The organism is Nevskia soli DSM 19509 (assembly GCF_000711955.1).
Classification (GTDB): Bacteria; Pseudomonadota; Gammaproteobacteria; order Nevskiales; family Nevskiaceae; genus Nevskia; species Nevskia soli.
Genome location: NZ_JONR01000029.1, coordinates 1 through 12,291 on the forward strand (window position 1 = coordinate 1; position 12,291 = coordinate 12,291).

Annotated in this window: 13 protein-coding genes; all 13 read right to left on the reverse strand. The window is 65.5% G+C overall.

Features of this window, described 5'->3' with window-relative positions; all coding sequences use genetic code 11:
* On the reverse strand, window positions 1–286 hold a 286-nt coding region (locus BP26_RS29555; RefSeq protein WP_029921470.1), incomplete at its 3' end, for a helix-turn-helix domain-containing protein.
* A gap of 75 nt (window positions 287–361) precedes the next feature.
* On the reverse strand, window positions 362–1,540 hold the full coding sequence (locus tag BP26_RS0115435) for a methyl-accepting chemotaxis protein (protein WP_157572553.1): 1,179 nt from the start codon (window positions 1,538–1,540) through the stop codon (window positions 362–364).
* A gap of 32 nt (window positions 1,541–1,572) precedes the next feature.
* Window positions 1,573–2,616: a protein-glutamate methylesterase/protein-glutamine glutaminase gene (locus tag BP26_RS0115440; protein ID WP_051749040.1), complete on the reverse strand. Its 1,044-nt coding sequence runs from the start codon at window positions 2,614–2,616 to the stop codon at window positions 1,573–1,575.
* A 38-nt stretch (window positions 2,617–2,654) separates the two neighbouring features.
* Window positions 2,655–3,296 (reverse strand): chemoreceptor glutamine deamidase CheD, encoded by a 642-nt coding sequence (cheD, locus tag BP26_RS0115445; RefSeq protein ID WP_029921473.1) that lies wholly within the window; start codon window positions 3,294–3,296, stop codon window positions 2,655–2,657.
* A 4-nt stretch (window positions 3,297–3,300) separates the two neighbouring features.
* The gene (locus BP26_RS0115450) at window positions 3,301–4,164 is read right to left on the reverse strand and encodes a CheR family methyltransferase (RefSeq protein ID WP_051749042.1); all 864 of its coding nucleotides are present in this window, start codon (window positions 4,162–4,164) and stop codon (window positions 3,301–3,303) included.
* Window positions 4,161–4,361, reverse strand: coding sequence for a hypothetical protein (locus BP26_RS29560; RefSeq protein ID WP_157572554.1), 201 nt, complete (start codon window positions 4,359–4,361; stop codon window positions 4,161–4,163). Before BP26_RS29560 ends, BP26_RS0115450 begins: the two co-directional genes overlap by 4 nt.
* 31 nt (window positions 4,362–4,392) lie before the next feature.
* Window positions 4,393–7,428, reverse strand: coding sequence for a methyl-accepting chemotaxis protein (locus BP26_RS30895; protein ID WP_157572555.1), 3,036 nt, complete (start codon window positions 7,426–7,428; stop codon window positions 4,393–4,395).
* A 22-nt stretch (window positions 7,429–7,450) separates the two neighbouring features.
* Complete coding sequence (locus BP26_RS0115460) at window positions 7,451–7,960, reverse strand: chemotaxis protein CheW (protein WP_029921476.1); 510 nt, start codon at window positions 7,958–7,960, stop codon at window positions 7,451–7,453.
* 33 nt (window positions 7,961–7,993) lie between these two features.
* Window positions 7,994–9,958: a chemotaxis protein CheA gene (locus BP26_RS0115465; protein ID WP_029921477.1), complete on the reverse strand. Its 1,965-nt coding sequence runs from the start codon at window positions 9,956–9,958 to the stop codon at window positions 7,994–7,996.
* An 11-nt stretch (window positions 9,959–9,969) separates the two neighbouring features.
* The gene (locus BP26_RS0115470; protein WP_029921478.1) at window positions 9,970–10,332 is read right to left on the reverse strand and encodes a response regulator; all 363 of its coding nucleotides are present in this window, start codon (window positions 10,330–10,332) and stop codon (window positions 9,970–9,972) included.
* Window positions 10,329–10,676, reverse strand: a complete 348-nt coding sequence (locus tag BP26_RS28695) for an STAS domain-containing protein (RefSeq protein ID WP_084183133.1) — start codon at window positions 10,674–10,676, stop codon at window positions 10,329–10,331. The genes BP26_RS0115470 and BP26_RS28695 overlap by 4 nt, the downstream gene beginning before the upstream one ends.
* Window positions 10,677–10,790: 114 nt before the next feature.
* Window positions 10,791–11,279, reverse strand: a complete 489-nt coding sequence (locus BP26_RS0115480; RefSeq protein WP_051749024.1) for a chemotaxis protein CheW — start codon at window positions 11,277–11,279, stop codon at window positions 10,791–10,793.
* Complete coding sequence (motD, locus tag BP26_RS26770) at window positions 11,276–12,289, reverse strand: flagellar motor protein MotD (RefSeq protein ID WP_051749025.1); 1,014 nt, start codon at window positions 12,287–12,289, stop codon at window positions 11,276–11,278. The genes BP26_RS0115480 and motD overlap by 4 nt, the downstream gene beginning before the upstream one ends.
* Between the last annotated feature and the right edge of the window lie 2 nt (window positions 12,290–12,291).

The window sequence follows — 12,291 nt, forward strand, 5'->3', positions numbered from 1 at the left end:
CGACCTGGTCGTCGCCAATCTGCCGTGGCGCGCCCGCGCGCGGCTCGTCGAGCAAACCATCCAGGCGATGCGCAACGAAACGCACGCGCCATTTGCTCACGGTTGCCTTAGAAATATGCAGTCGGCTGGCCACGTCCAGATTGGATTGGCCTTGCGCACAGGCCAGCACGATGCGCGCACGCAACGCCAGCGCCTGCGACGTCTTGTGTCGCCGCGTCCATTCCGCCAGTTGGTCACCTTCCGCCGCCGTGAGCTTCAGCTCCGGCTTTGGCCTTCCTCGTCCCATGATGTCCCCGCATTCGAATGCAAGGATAGGACATCGGAAATTACAATTAATTCAGCGAACTTCTAACTCAGGACACTAGAACAATTCGACCGAACCTTCGTCCATCGAGACCTGCCCGACCGGCTTGTGCGGCACACGGCGCCATTCGCCGAGGGCGTTGTCGCGGCGGGCATGGCTGGCCAGGGCAGCCGGAACGTTGCCGCAGACCAACTGGGCGGTTTCGCCCTGGACCTGCACCAGGCGCTGCGCGTGCGTATCCGCGGCGACCAGGGCTTGCAGGCTGATGTCCTCGAACTGGAGATAGCGCACGGCCTGCCCGACCGAGCGGCCGAGCTGCTCGCCGGCGACGGCGACTTCGCGCATGCCGTCGCAGAGATTGCGGTCGACGCGCTCGATCTGGGTCAGCAGTTCGCCCACCTGGGTGCGCGCCTGCTGACTGGTGCTGGTATCGCGCACGGCCATGGCGCCAACGGTATCGCGTACCGTGGCAATGGCATCCTTGGAGCTGTAGACCAGCTTGCGGATCTGCTCGTTGAAGTTGTTGGAGCGCTCCGACAGGTTGCGCACTTCTTCCGCCACCACGGCAAAGCCGCGGCCGGCGTCGCCGGCCCGGGCAGCCTCGATGGCGGCATTGAGTGCCAGCAGGTTGGTCTGGTCGGCGATGGTCTTGACGTCGCCGAGCAGTTCGAAGATGGCGTCGAACTGCTTCACCATGGCGTCGATCAGCTGCACGCTTGCCGCGCTCTGCCGGCTGGCTTCGGCCAGCACGTTGACCAGGCCTTCCATCAACTGCCCGGCCTGTTGCGCGAACTGGCGCACGCCGGCGCCGCGATTGTCGCCGTTGCCACTCTGGTTGACGATGTGGGCGACCGCCGCTTCCTGCGCCTTGGCCTGGCGGTTCATGGTGTCGAAGCTGGCCGAAAGCTCACGGGCCGCCTCGGTGATCAGGCCGCGGACACGGGCGATCTCGGTCTGTACGCCGCGGACGTCGCCATCAAGGGCGCCGCACAGCTCTTCCAGTACCTTGCCCTGCTGGGTGCTCAGCTCCTGCCGCCGCTGCTCCCTTGCCTGGGCGCGGGCCAGGGCGCCGCCGACCTTCCAGGTGGTCCACAGCCAGGCGACGAAGGTGGCGGTGAGCAGCAGCCAGTACAGCTCTGGGGGCGAGTCGTAAAGCCGCACCACGAAGGCCGCGATGGCCAGGCCCAGGGGCGGCAGGAAGGGCTTGTAGATCAGGGCGTGCAAGGTGGTGGGCATGGCGGGTTCGCTTGGAGGGTTCCGTATGGTGGTTAGCGGCCGGCGGCCGCGGTCCTTGAGCTGGCCGGGTCGCCGTTCGCCGCCTGCGCGGCCAGGGACAGCAGGCGCGCGGCGATCTCCGGCAGCGGCACGACTTCCTGTGCGCCACCCAGGCGCACCGCCGTACCGGGCATGCCCCACACCACGCTGCTGGCCTCGTCCTGCGCCAGGGTCGGCGCGCCGGCCTGGCGCAGCAGGAGCAGGCCACGCGCACCGTCCTCGCCCATTCCCGTGAGCAGTGCGCCGACAGCGTTGTTGCCGGCCTGTTGCGCCACCGAACGGAACAGGGTGTCGACGCTGGGGCGGTGACGGTTTTCCGGCGCGCCCTCGCCGAGGCGGCAGACGTAGCGGGCACCATTGCGCGCCAACAACAGGTGGCGGTCGCCGGGGGCGATGTAGACATGACCAGGCACCACCTGCTGGCCGTCCTCGGCCTGGCATACGGCCATGGCCGAATGGCGGTTCATGCGCTCGGAAAAGGGGCGGGAGAACAGGGCCGGAATGTGCTGGGCGATGAGTATCGCCGGCGCGTCGGCGGGCATCTGCTCCAGTACCTCGCGGATCGCCTCGGTGCCACCGGTGGAGGCGCCGATGGCGATGATGCGCTCGGTGGTGCTGAAGCCGCCGATACGGCGGCGTGGTGGCGGCGCCGCTTCCGCCGGCTGCCGCTGCCGGATGCGCGCACCGGCGGCCATGCGGATCTTGGCGGCGAGTTCATCGGCATAGGCGGTCATACCCTGGGCTACGTCGAGCTTGGGCTTGGTGACGAAGTCCACCGCGCCCAGTTCCATGGCCTGCAGGGTGACTTCCGCGCCGCGCTCGGTGAGGGAGGAGACCATCACCACCGGCATCGGCCGCAGGCGCATCAGGTTTTCGAGGAAGGTGAGGCCGTCCATGCGCGGCATCTCGACGTCGAGCGTCAACACATCTGGATTGAGCTGCTTGATCTTTTCCCGCGCCACCAGGGGATCGGGCGCGCTACCGACCACTTCCAGGCCGCCATCGCGCGACAACAATTCGGTCAGCAGCTGCCGCATCAGGGCGGAGTCGTCGATCACCAGGACGCGGATTGGCTTCACTCGAACAGCTCCACCGTCCCTTCCACCGGCGCCTGGCGCAGCCGCGAGCGATACAGGCCTTCGCTGGCCAGCACCTCGGGTTCGTTCGCGGAGGGCAGGCGCCGCACCAGCACCCGGCCACTCAGGGGAAAGTAGTGCACACGGCGCGGATAGACGTCGAACAGATCCTGCGCCACCACCGGAATCTCGTCGGCCTTGAGGTAATCGAGGACAAAACGGCCGTTGCGCTGTCCGACGTTGTTGACGGTGAATCCAGGGAGCACCGCACCGCCGCCGAATACCTTGGCCTCGAGATTGCGGCGCATGGCGCCGCGCTTGAGCAATTCGTTGATCAGCACTTCCATGGCGTAGCTGCCATAGCGTGCGGACTCGCCAGCCGCGCCGCCGCCGGTGGTATCCGGCAGCATGAAATGATTCATGCCGCCGACGCCGGCAACGGGATCACGCAGGCAGGCAGAGACGCAGGAGCCAAGCACCGTGACCAGCATGACATCGCTATCGGTGACGATGTATTCACCCGGAAGCACTTTCAGCGCTGCGGCGCGGAACCGGGGGTCGAAGTAGGCTGTAGGGTCGGCGGCGCGCTGGCGCGATTCCGCCGGTTGCGCTTCAATGCGCGCCTTGCGCATGGTGTACATAGGCCTAGGCCGCCTCGGCGTCGGCACGCCGGTAAATGGTGCGGCCGCAGGGAATGACCAGATCGGTGGCGTGGAAGAAGCTCTCGGAATGTCCGGCAAAGAACAGGCCGTCCAAGGCCAGCAGCGGCATCATCCGCTGCAGCACCAGATATTGCGTGGGCTTGTCGAAGTAGATCATGACGTTGCGGCAGAAGATCGCCTTGAACGGACCGCGCAGCGGGTAGCGCCCGTCGAGCAGGTTGAGGCGGCGGAAACTGATCAGACTACGCAACTCGTCGATGACACGGCAGTTGCCTTCGTTCGAACCCTGGCCCCTTCGGAAGAACCTGCGGCGCCGCTCGGGCGTCAGATCGGCGATCCGCTCCAGCGGGTAGATGCCGCGCTCGGCAGTGGCCAGCACCTGTGTATCAATGTCGGTGGCCAGTATCGATACCGGAGGCGACAAGGTGCCGAAGGCCTCCGCGGCGGTGATGGCCAGAGAATAGGGCTCCTCGCCGGTGCTCGCCGCCGCGCACCACAGCAGCAGACGCTCTCCCGGCGCACGCTGCGCGAACACCTCCTGCAGCCGTTCGAAATGATGCGGCTCGCGGAAGAACGAAGTCAGATTGGTGGTGAGCGCATTGGTGAAGGCTTGCCACTCGGCGGCGTCGCGGGCGCTTTCGAGGTGGTCCAGATACTCGGAGAACGAGCCAAGAGCCAGCATGCGCAGGCGCCGCGCCAGACGGCTGTAGACCATGTCCTGCTTGCCGTCCATCAGGGCGATGCCCGCCCGCTCGCGGATCAGGCGGCGCACGCGTTCGAAATCGCGCCGCGTGAAAGCGAACTCTCGCTGTCGCGTATCCGCCAACGCTTCCGCCGTCTGACTCACGGTTTCGGCGGCAGCCACGTCATCTGCGACGCTTGCCGCGGCAGCGATTTCGTCCGGCGATCCGCTTGCCCGTCCCCCGGCGCAGCTTCGGTCAACGCATAGGGAGCGCCGCACAGGCCCAAGCCGTAGTTGGCCAGCCAGCGGACACCAACCCCGATCCAGCCCGGTGCGGGCGACCCGTCCTGTTGAATGTACATGATGCGCCTCCCGATGATGGGCCCGAAGACTTCAGAATTCCTTCCACTGCTCGTCCTGTTTGGCGGATTCCTGCGCAGCGACCCTGGCGGCGCCGTTGTGGCGAGGCGGCGGATTCTTGGCCCGCACCAGCTTTCTGACATCCCGCGACGACGAACTCGCCGCCGGGCGCGGCAGCGGCACCACAGTCGCGGCAGGGCGGCCGGGGCGGGACATCTCCGCAGCCGCTTCTTCGACCTTGAACTGACTTACCGAGTGGGACAGACCTTCGGCCTGTTCTTCCATGGAACGCGCCGAAGCGGTGGCCTCCTCCACCAGCGCCGCGTTTTGCTGGGTCACCTCGTCCATCTGCGTGATGGTCTGGTTGACCTGCTCGATGCCCTGGCTCTGCTCCTGCGAAGCGGCGGTGATTTCCGCCATGATGTCGGTGACACGTTTGACGCTGGTGACGATCTCGTCCATGGTCTTGCCGGCCTGCTCGACCAGCTTGGAGCCGTTGCCGACCTTCTCCACGGAGTCTCCGATCAGGGATTTGATTTCCTTGGCGGCCGCGGCGGAGCGCTGGGCCAGGCTGCGCACTTCCGCCGCGACTACGGCGAAGCCCCTGCCCTGTTCACCCGCGCGCGCCGCCTCGACGGCAGCGTTGAGTGCGAGGATGTTGGTCTGGAAGGCGATGCCATCGATGACGCTGATGATGTCAACGATTTTCTTCGACGAGTCGTTGATCGCGCTCATGGTCGTGACCACCTCGCTCACTACCTTTCCGCCTCTCACCGCGATGTCGCTGGCGCCGATCGCCAGTTGGTTGGCCTGCCTGGCGTTTTCCGCATTCTGTTTGACGGTGCTGGTCAGCTGCTCCATTGAAGCCGCCGTTTCTTCCAGGCTCGCCGCCTGCTGCTCGGTGCGGGCCGACAGGTCCTGGTTGCCGCTGGCGATTTCGCGGGCGCCGGTATTGATGGTGTCGCTGGCCATCTTGATCTGGCCGACGATCTGCGTAAGCTGGGCGACCGTGGTATTGGCGTCGTCCTTGAGCTGCCCCCAGGTGCCCTTGTATTCGCTGGTGATTTTTTCCGTCAGATCACCCTTGGCCAGCGCGCCCAACACCCGCACTACCTCTTCCAGGCCTACCGCGCTGGTCTGGAGCAACTGGTTCATGCCCTCGGCAAGCTGCTTGAAGAACCCTTCCTTGCCGTTGACTTCGATGCGACGGCTGAAATCGCCGTCGACCGCGGCCCTGACGATGTCGCCCACTTCGGCTTCCACCGCAACTTCCACGGTGCGATCCAGCCACTCGACGACGGTGCCGAGCCGCTCTCCCCCGCCATTCAGAATCGGGTTTACCGTCAGCACGAAGGTGCGTCCGCCGACCTTGATCTGCGCGCGATGTGTATCGCGCAGGCCTTCGATCATGCGCCTCTGGTGTTCGGGATGCTTGTGGAACTGGTCGATCGACTCGCCCATCAGCTTGCGCACGTCGAACGTCGGCAGATCCTTGCGCAGGTCGCCCTCAGCCCGGGTCAGCATCGTCACCAGCGACTTGTTGGCGTACATGATTTCGCGGTTGTTGTTGGCGATCATGACGTTGGTGGTCACGTTGTCCAACGCGTTGCGGATTCGCGCGTTCTCGTCGGACAGACGTTTTTCGTTCGCGATGCGCTCCTGCTCACGGGCCGAGGCGAGCAGATCGGCGGTCATGTCCTTCCATTCGACGACATAGCCCAGGCGCTCGCCGTTGTCACCGTTGATGGGGTTCAGGATCAGGGAGAACGTGCGGCCGCCGATGTTCAGCTTGGCGTTGTGCGTGGAGGTCATCCGGGCCAGCAGGCCACGCTGGTGTGCCGGATTCTTGTGGAAGGTATCGATATTGGTGCCGACCACGCCGCGGGCGTTGAACGCCGGCAGATCCTTGCGGATGTCGGATTCGGCCGCGATCAGCATCTCCTTGATGGATTCGTTGACGTACACCACATTGAGGTCGGCGTCGGCGACCATAACGTTGGTTGCGACGACGTCCAGGCCCTGCTTGATGCGCGCGGTTTCCGCGGCCTGCAGCTTCTCGCGGACCTGCATCAGGGAAATGCTTTCGAGCACGGAATTTACGCCGCCGCACAGCGATCCTATCGAACCTTTCTTACCCTCCATCGGGATGCGCTGCGACATGTCGCCCATACCCGCGGCGGACAGCGTGGCCAGGACCTGTTCGACCGCGACATTCAAGTCGTTGGCATCCCTGACCTGCGCCGTGATGTCGGTAGCGTACTTCACCACTTTGAACGGCTTGCCGTTCGTATCCATGATGGGGTTGTAGGCGGCCTGTATCCAGACTTCCTTGCCCCCCTTGCCGATACGCTTGTACTGACCGGCGTCGTATTCCCCGCGGCCCAGCTTCTCCCAGAACATGCGGTATTCGGCGCTGGCGCGCTGCGCCGGGTCGACGAACATGCTGTGATGCTGGCCCTGCACTTCCTCCAGCGAGTAACCCAGCGCGCCGAGGAAGTTGGCATTCGCCTTGAGGATGTGGCCGTCAAGGTTGAATTCGATTACCGCCTGTGCCTTGTCGATGGCGGCAAGCTGACCTTCCATGTCGGCTTCGTGCAGCTTCTGCGCGGTGACGTCAGTAGCGTAGGTGGAAATCTTGAACGGCCGGCCATCACGGCCCAGCACCGGATTGAAATTGGCCTGCATCCAGATTTCCTTGCCGGACTTGCCGATCAGCTTGTAGTGTCCGGCGACGCTCTCGCCGCGACCGAGCTTTTCCCAGAAAGCCTGGTAAGCCGCACTTTCGCGATGTACTGGATCGACCAGCATGGCGTAGTTGCGACCCTTGATTTCGTCCAGACCGTAGCCGGTGGCGTGCAGGAAATTGTCGTTGGCGCCGAGGATGCCGCCGTCCGGCAGCAGTTCGAGCACCGCACGCAGACGCGAAATCGCGGCAATCACCGCTTCTGCCACCTCCAGCCGACGCGCCAGGTCGGCGCCCGGCGCCGGCTTTGGCTTCGCTGCCGTCTTGCGCTGCGGTGCTTTCTTGGCTGCGGCCTTCACGCCGGACTTCTTGGGGCTGGGTTTCATGGTATTCCTCGGCGGTTCTGGTTCAGTGGATGGCAACGCTGTCCATGAGCGCCATGTCCTGGCTGCTCATCAGCTTTTCGATGTCGATCAGGATCAGCATGCGTTGCTCAAGCGTGCCAATGCCGGTAATGAAGCGGGTGTTGACGCTGCTGCCGAATTCCGGGGCCGGGCGGATCTGCTCGGCGCTGAGTTGCATCACATCGGATACGCCGTCGACCACCATGCCGACCACGCGCCGCGCCACGTTGAGGATGATCATCACGGTGAATTCGTTGTATTCGGCGCTGGCCAGGTGAAACTTGAGGCGCATGTCGACCACCGGCACGATGGTGCCGCGCAGGTTGATCACGCCCTTGATGAAGTCCGGCGCCTCCGGAATCCGCGTCACGGTGTCGTAGCCGCGGATTTCCTGCACCTTGAGGATGTCCACGCCGTACTCTTCCTGGCCCAGGGTGAAGGTGAGGAATTCGTCCGGGGCCGCGGGCGCGGCCGCCTCGGTTGGCTTGGCGCTTTCGTGACCGGTGGTGCTCATCGCTGGGGTTCTCGGCAATGGAAATGGAGGAGCTCAGGCCGCCTGGGCCTGGCTGAACAGGCGCACGATGGCGCCGACGTCGAGGATCAGGGAGACGCGGCCGTCGCCCAGGATGGTGGCGCCGGAGACTCCGCGGATACGACGGTAGTTGGCTTCCAGGCTCTTGATCACCACCTGCTGCTGCCCGACCAGTTCGTCTACCTGCAAGGCCAGCTTGCGGCCCTCGGATTCGACGATCACAGCAATGGCCTCGTGCAGTGGACGGCTCTTGCCGCTCAGCCCGAACCACTGGCGCAGGTCAACCAGGGGCAGGTATTCGTTGCGCACCCGTACCACGGTGCCCTGGTGCACCACCCGCTTGACCTGCTCGGCCTGCGGCTGTAGCGACTCGATCACAGCGGACAGCGGCAGGATGAAGATCTCGCCGGATACGCCTACCGACATGCCGTCGAGGATGGCGAGGGTCAGCGGCAAGCGGATCACGGTGCGCGAGCCACGACCGGCGCTGGAGTGCAGCTCCACGCTGCCGCCCAAGGCAGCGATGTTTTTCTTCACCACATCCATGCCCACGCCGCGGCCGGATACGTCGGTAACCCGATCTGCTGTGGAGAATCCGGGTGCGAAGATCAACTGCCAGACTTCGGCATCGCTCATCGCGTCGGTGCAGGCGATGCCCTGCTCGCGCGCCTTGGCCAGGATGCGTGCGCGATCGAGGCCGCGGCCGTCGTCGCAGACCTCGACCAGGATGTTGTCGCCCTGGTGGGCCGCCTTCAGCGTCACCGTGCCAACGGCATCCTTGCCGGCGGCGCTGCGCGCCTCCGGCGATTCGATGCCGTGGTCGAGGCTGTTGCGTACCAGGTGATTGAGCGGATCGCTGATCTTCTCGATCACGCTCTTGTCGAGCTCGGTGCTCTCGCCCACGGTGGTGAGGCGTACCTGCTTGCCGAGCTTGGCGGCGAGGTCGCGGACCAGGCGCGGGAAGCGGCTGAAAACGCTGTCGATAGGCAGCATGCGGGTGCTCATCACCGCTTCCTGCAACAGGCGGGTGTTGCGGTCGAGCTGCGACAGGCCGGCGAGCAGTTTCTCGTTCAGCACCGGGTCGAGCGCGCCGGCAAGCTGGGCGAGCATGGCCTGGGTGATGATCAGCTCGCCGACCAGGTTCATCAGCGCGTCGATCTTGTCGGTGCCGACGCGGATCGAGCCGCCGTCGCCGACGGTGTGCTCGCCGGGGCGTGGCGTCGGCGCGGCCACGGCATGGACGGCCGGTCCGGTGGTGGCCACCGCCGCAGGTGGCGCGGCGGCGGATTCAAGACGGATATCCAGTTCGCAGCTACCTTCCACCCAGGCAAAGACCTCCTGCAGCTCGGCGCGGGAGTGGCTGCTGAGCAGACGCAGCGACCAGGCCATATGGCAGGACTCCGCGTCGCATTCGGCAAAGGCCGGCGCGGTGTCGAGGTCGAGCCTGGTTTCCAGGGTTCCGAGCGTCGCCAGTTCGCGCAGGATCAGCAGCGGGTCGTTGCCGCTGCGGAACAAATCCGGCGCCGGCACGAAGCGGATCAGGTAGGCCTGCTCAACTGCGGGAACGGCGACGGCCGTGGACTCCGGAGCATCCGCCGCGCCGAGAAAGGCCTCCAGCGCCGCCTGCGCCCCGGCCACCCGCGCGGTATCCAGGGGCTCTCCGTCGCGCGCGGCTGCGAGCAGACTGCGCAGAGCATCGGTAGCGCGCAGCAGCAAGTCGACCGCCGGGTCCGAGATGGCGCGGGTGCCGCTGCGCATCTGGTCCAGCAGGGTTTCCATATGATGCGTAAACGAGGCGATGGCGGCGAAGCCGAAGGTGGCGGCGCCGCCCTTGATCGAATGCGCGGCGCGGAATACCGCGTTCACCGTCTCGCCGCCGGGGCCGCCGCCCATGCGCAGCAGGTCGCGTTCCATCAGGTCTATACCCTCGAAGCATTCCTCGAAGAAAGTGCGATGGAACTGCGCCAGATCGATGCTCATGACGTTTTCGTTCAGCCGAGCACGCGCTTGACGGTATTGAGCAACTGCTCCGGGTTGAATGGCTTGACCAACCAGCCGGTGGCGCCGGCTGCCTTGCCCTCCTGCTTCTTTTCCGGGCCTGACTCGGTGGTCAGCATCAGCAGGGGCGTGAACTTGTATTCCGGCAGGCTGCGCAGGGCGCGCACCAGGGAGATGCCATCCATATTGGGCATGTTGACGTCTGCCAGCACCAGTCCGAACTTCTCCTTTTGCGCAAGCGCGAGTGCCACGGCACCATCCGGTGCTTCGACCACGTCGAAGCCGGCTGAGCTGAGGGTGAAGGCCACCATCTGGCGCATCGAGCTGGAATCGTCTACCGCGAGGATGCGGCTCATGGCGCTGCCTTGGCCAGTTGCAGAAGGGTCGATGCGCCGAGCAGGGCGGCCGCGGCGAGCAGTGCCGGCGAAGGCCGCGCAAACTCGACTTCGCGGCCCTCGGCACGGCGGTCGCGGCAGAACAGGCAGAACAGCTGCAAAGCTGCGGTATGCACGCGCGTTACTTCGCCGGCGTCGAGAACGACCTTGGCCGGCTGGTCGAGCACACGTGTCAATTGTTCCTTGAGAGCGCCGACACTATCGATGCCCAGTTCGGCTTGCAGACGCAACGCCTTGACGCGACGGGAGCGCGTGGATCCCGCCCGAGGCACGGCGGGCCTGACAGCGGAGTCGGTTTCGTGCATGGCTCATTTCTCCCTCACCTGAGTCAGTAGCGGCGTAGCAGCAACGGCCCTGAAGGCGCGCCGAACGGACCGGCGACGAGCGGAGGGAAAATCAGGGTCGAACGGCACCGGGCATCAAAACGGTAGCGCGGCGACCACGCCGAGGCGATCGGCATCGAGCAGTGTCAGCATGCCGCCCTCACCGCCGCGGCTGACGATGCCACGCACCAGGGGGTCTGGAATGCGGCCCTGCGTCGCCGGGGCCGGCTTGATCGCGGCGGTGGCAATGCTGCAGATCTCCGCCACACCGTCGACACGCAGACCGACCGGCTCGCCTTCGATCTCGGCGACGATGACACTGCAGGGAGCATCCGCCATCGCAGCGCCGAGGCCGAGGCAGCGGCGCAGATCGACCACGGTAACGATGCGGCCGCGAAGGTTGGTGACGCCCAGTATCGCGGGCGGCGTGCCGGGTACCGGTTCGATCTCGGCGGCGGCCAGCACTTCCTGCACGCGCAGGATATCGAGCGCGTAATTCTGGCTGCCGACACGGAAGCCGACCCAGCGCGTAACCTTGCCGTCTTCACGGCGTGCACCCTTCACATTGCCGATAGCTGCTTTCATGGGGGCGTATCTCCCGGGGATACCGGCGGCGGCGCCCGATCGGGCACGGCGGCTGACTCTCCGCCTGCCGTTGCGGACGGCGGCTCGGTGGTCTTGTCCGGTCCCGGACCGCTGGCCGGCGGCATGGAGACGTCACCGCCGCCGCCGGCTACCGGCACCGGCTGGCTGCCTTCGGCAAGCACCACCAGCACCACCCGGCGATTGCGGTTGCGGCCATCACTGCTGCCGTTGTCACCGGCGGGCCGGTATTCGCCGAAGCCTTCGACGCTCATGCGGTGCGGATCGACGCCCTGCTCCATGAACAGGTGCACCACGCTGGCAGCGCGTGCCGCCGACAGCTCCCAATTGGAGGCGAAGGCCCCGGTGTGGATCGGCACGTTGTCGGTATGCCCTTCGATGCGCAGGGCATTGGGGAAAGGCTGCAGGATGCCGGCCAGGCGCGACAGGATCGGCAGGGCGCGCTCGTCGACCAGGGCGGAACCGCTGGCGAAGAGGATGTCGGTGCGGATCTCGATTTCCAGCTTCTGCTCGGACTTGCGCACGATGATCATGTTGCGGTCGATCAGCGGGCCCATGGCCTTCTGCACGGCATCGGCCATGCGCTGCAAGGCGGCGTGCTGTTCGGCGTAGCCGGTACTGCCCGAGGCGCTGGTCTGCTGCTGGGAGATCTGGATCTTGTTGCGGCCAGGCAGCACCACAGGGTTGCGCAGGTCACGCATGTCGCCGGCTACGGACTGCTCGACGCTGTCCTTCTCGAAGATGTTGATCTTCTGGTCGCTGTCGGTGCCGCTCTGCTTGTGGGTGCCGATCTGCACCGGCTTGATCGACTTGGGCGGGCCGCCGAAGGCATGGGACAGGGCGTCGGACAGCACGCGATATTTGCCCTCGTTGACCGAGGAGATGGAGTACATCACCACGAAGAAGGCCAGCAGGAGGGTCACCATGTCGCCATAGGGGATGGCCCAGGCTTCGTGGTTGCCGTGTTCCTCGTGCTTGTTGCGCTTGGCCATGT

What these genes read in the sequence shown, in the direction of transcription:
- motD (WP_051749025.1), bottom strand. Translation starts at nt 12,289, where the DNA reads ATGGCCAAGCGCAACAAGCACGAGGAACACGGCAACCACGAAGCCTGG.
- BP26_RS0115470 (WP_029921478.1), bottom strand. Translation starts at nt 10,332, where the DNA reads ATGAGCCGCATCCTCGCGGTAGACGATTCCAGCTCGATGCGCCAGATG.
- BP26_RS29560 (WP_157572554.1), bottom strand. Translation starts at nt 4,361, where the DNA reads ATGTACATTCAACAGGACGGGTCGCCCGCACCGGGCTGGATCGGGGTT.
- BP26_RS0115435 (WP_157572553.1), bottom strand. Translation starts at nt 1,540, where the DNA reads ATGCCCACCACCTTGCACGCCCTGATCTACAAGCCCTTCCTGCCGCCC.
- BP26_RS28695 (WP_084183133.1), bottom strand. Translation starts at nt 10,676, where the DNA reads ATGCACGAAACCGACTCCGCTGTCAGGCCCGCCGTGCCTCGGGCGGGA.
- BP26_RS0115460 (WP_029921476.1), bottom strand. Translation starts at nt 7,960, where the DNA reads ATGAGCACCACCGGTCACGAAAGCGCCAAGCCAACCGAGGCGGCCGCG.
- BP26_RS0115465 (WP_029921477.1), bottom strand. Translation starts at nt 9,958, where the DNA reads ATGAGCATCGATCTGGCGCAGTTCCATCGCACTTTCTTCGAGGAATGC.
- cheD (WP_029921473.1), bottom strand. Translation starts at nt 3,296, where the DNA reads ATGTACACCATGCGCAAGGCGCGCATTGAAGCGCAACCGGCGGAATCG.
- BP26_RS0115480 (WP_051749024.1), bottom strand. Translation starts at nt 11,279, where the DNA reads ATGAAAGCAGCTATCGGCAATGTGAAGGGTGCACGCCGTGAAGACGGC.
- BP26_RS30895 (WP_157572555.1), bottom strand. Translation starts at nt 7,428, where the DNA reads ATGAAACCCAGCCCCAAGAAGTCCGGCGTGAAGGCCGCAGCCAAGAAA.
- BP26_RS0115440 (WP_051749040.1), bottom strand. Translation starts at nt 2,616, where the DNA reads ATGCGGCAGCTGCTGACCGAATTGTTGTCGCGCGATGGCGGCCTGGAA.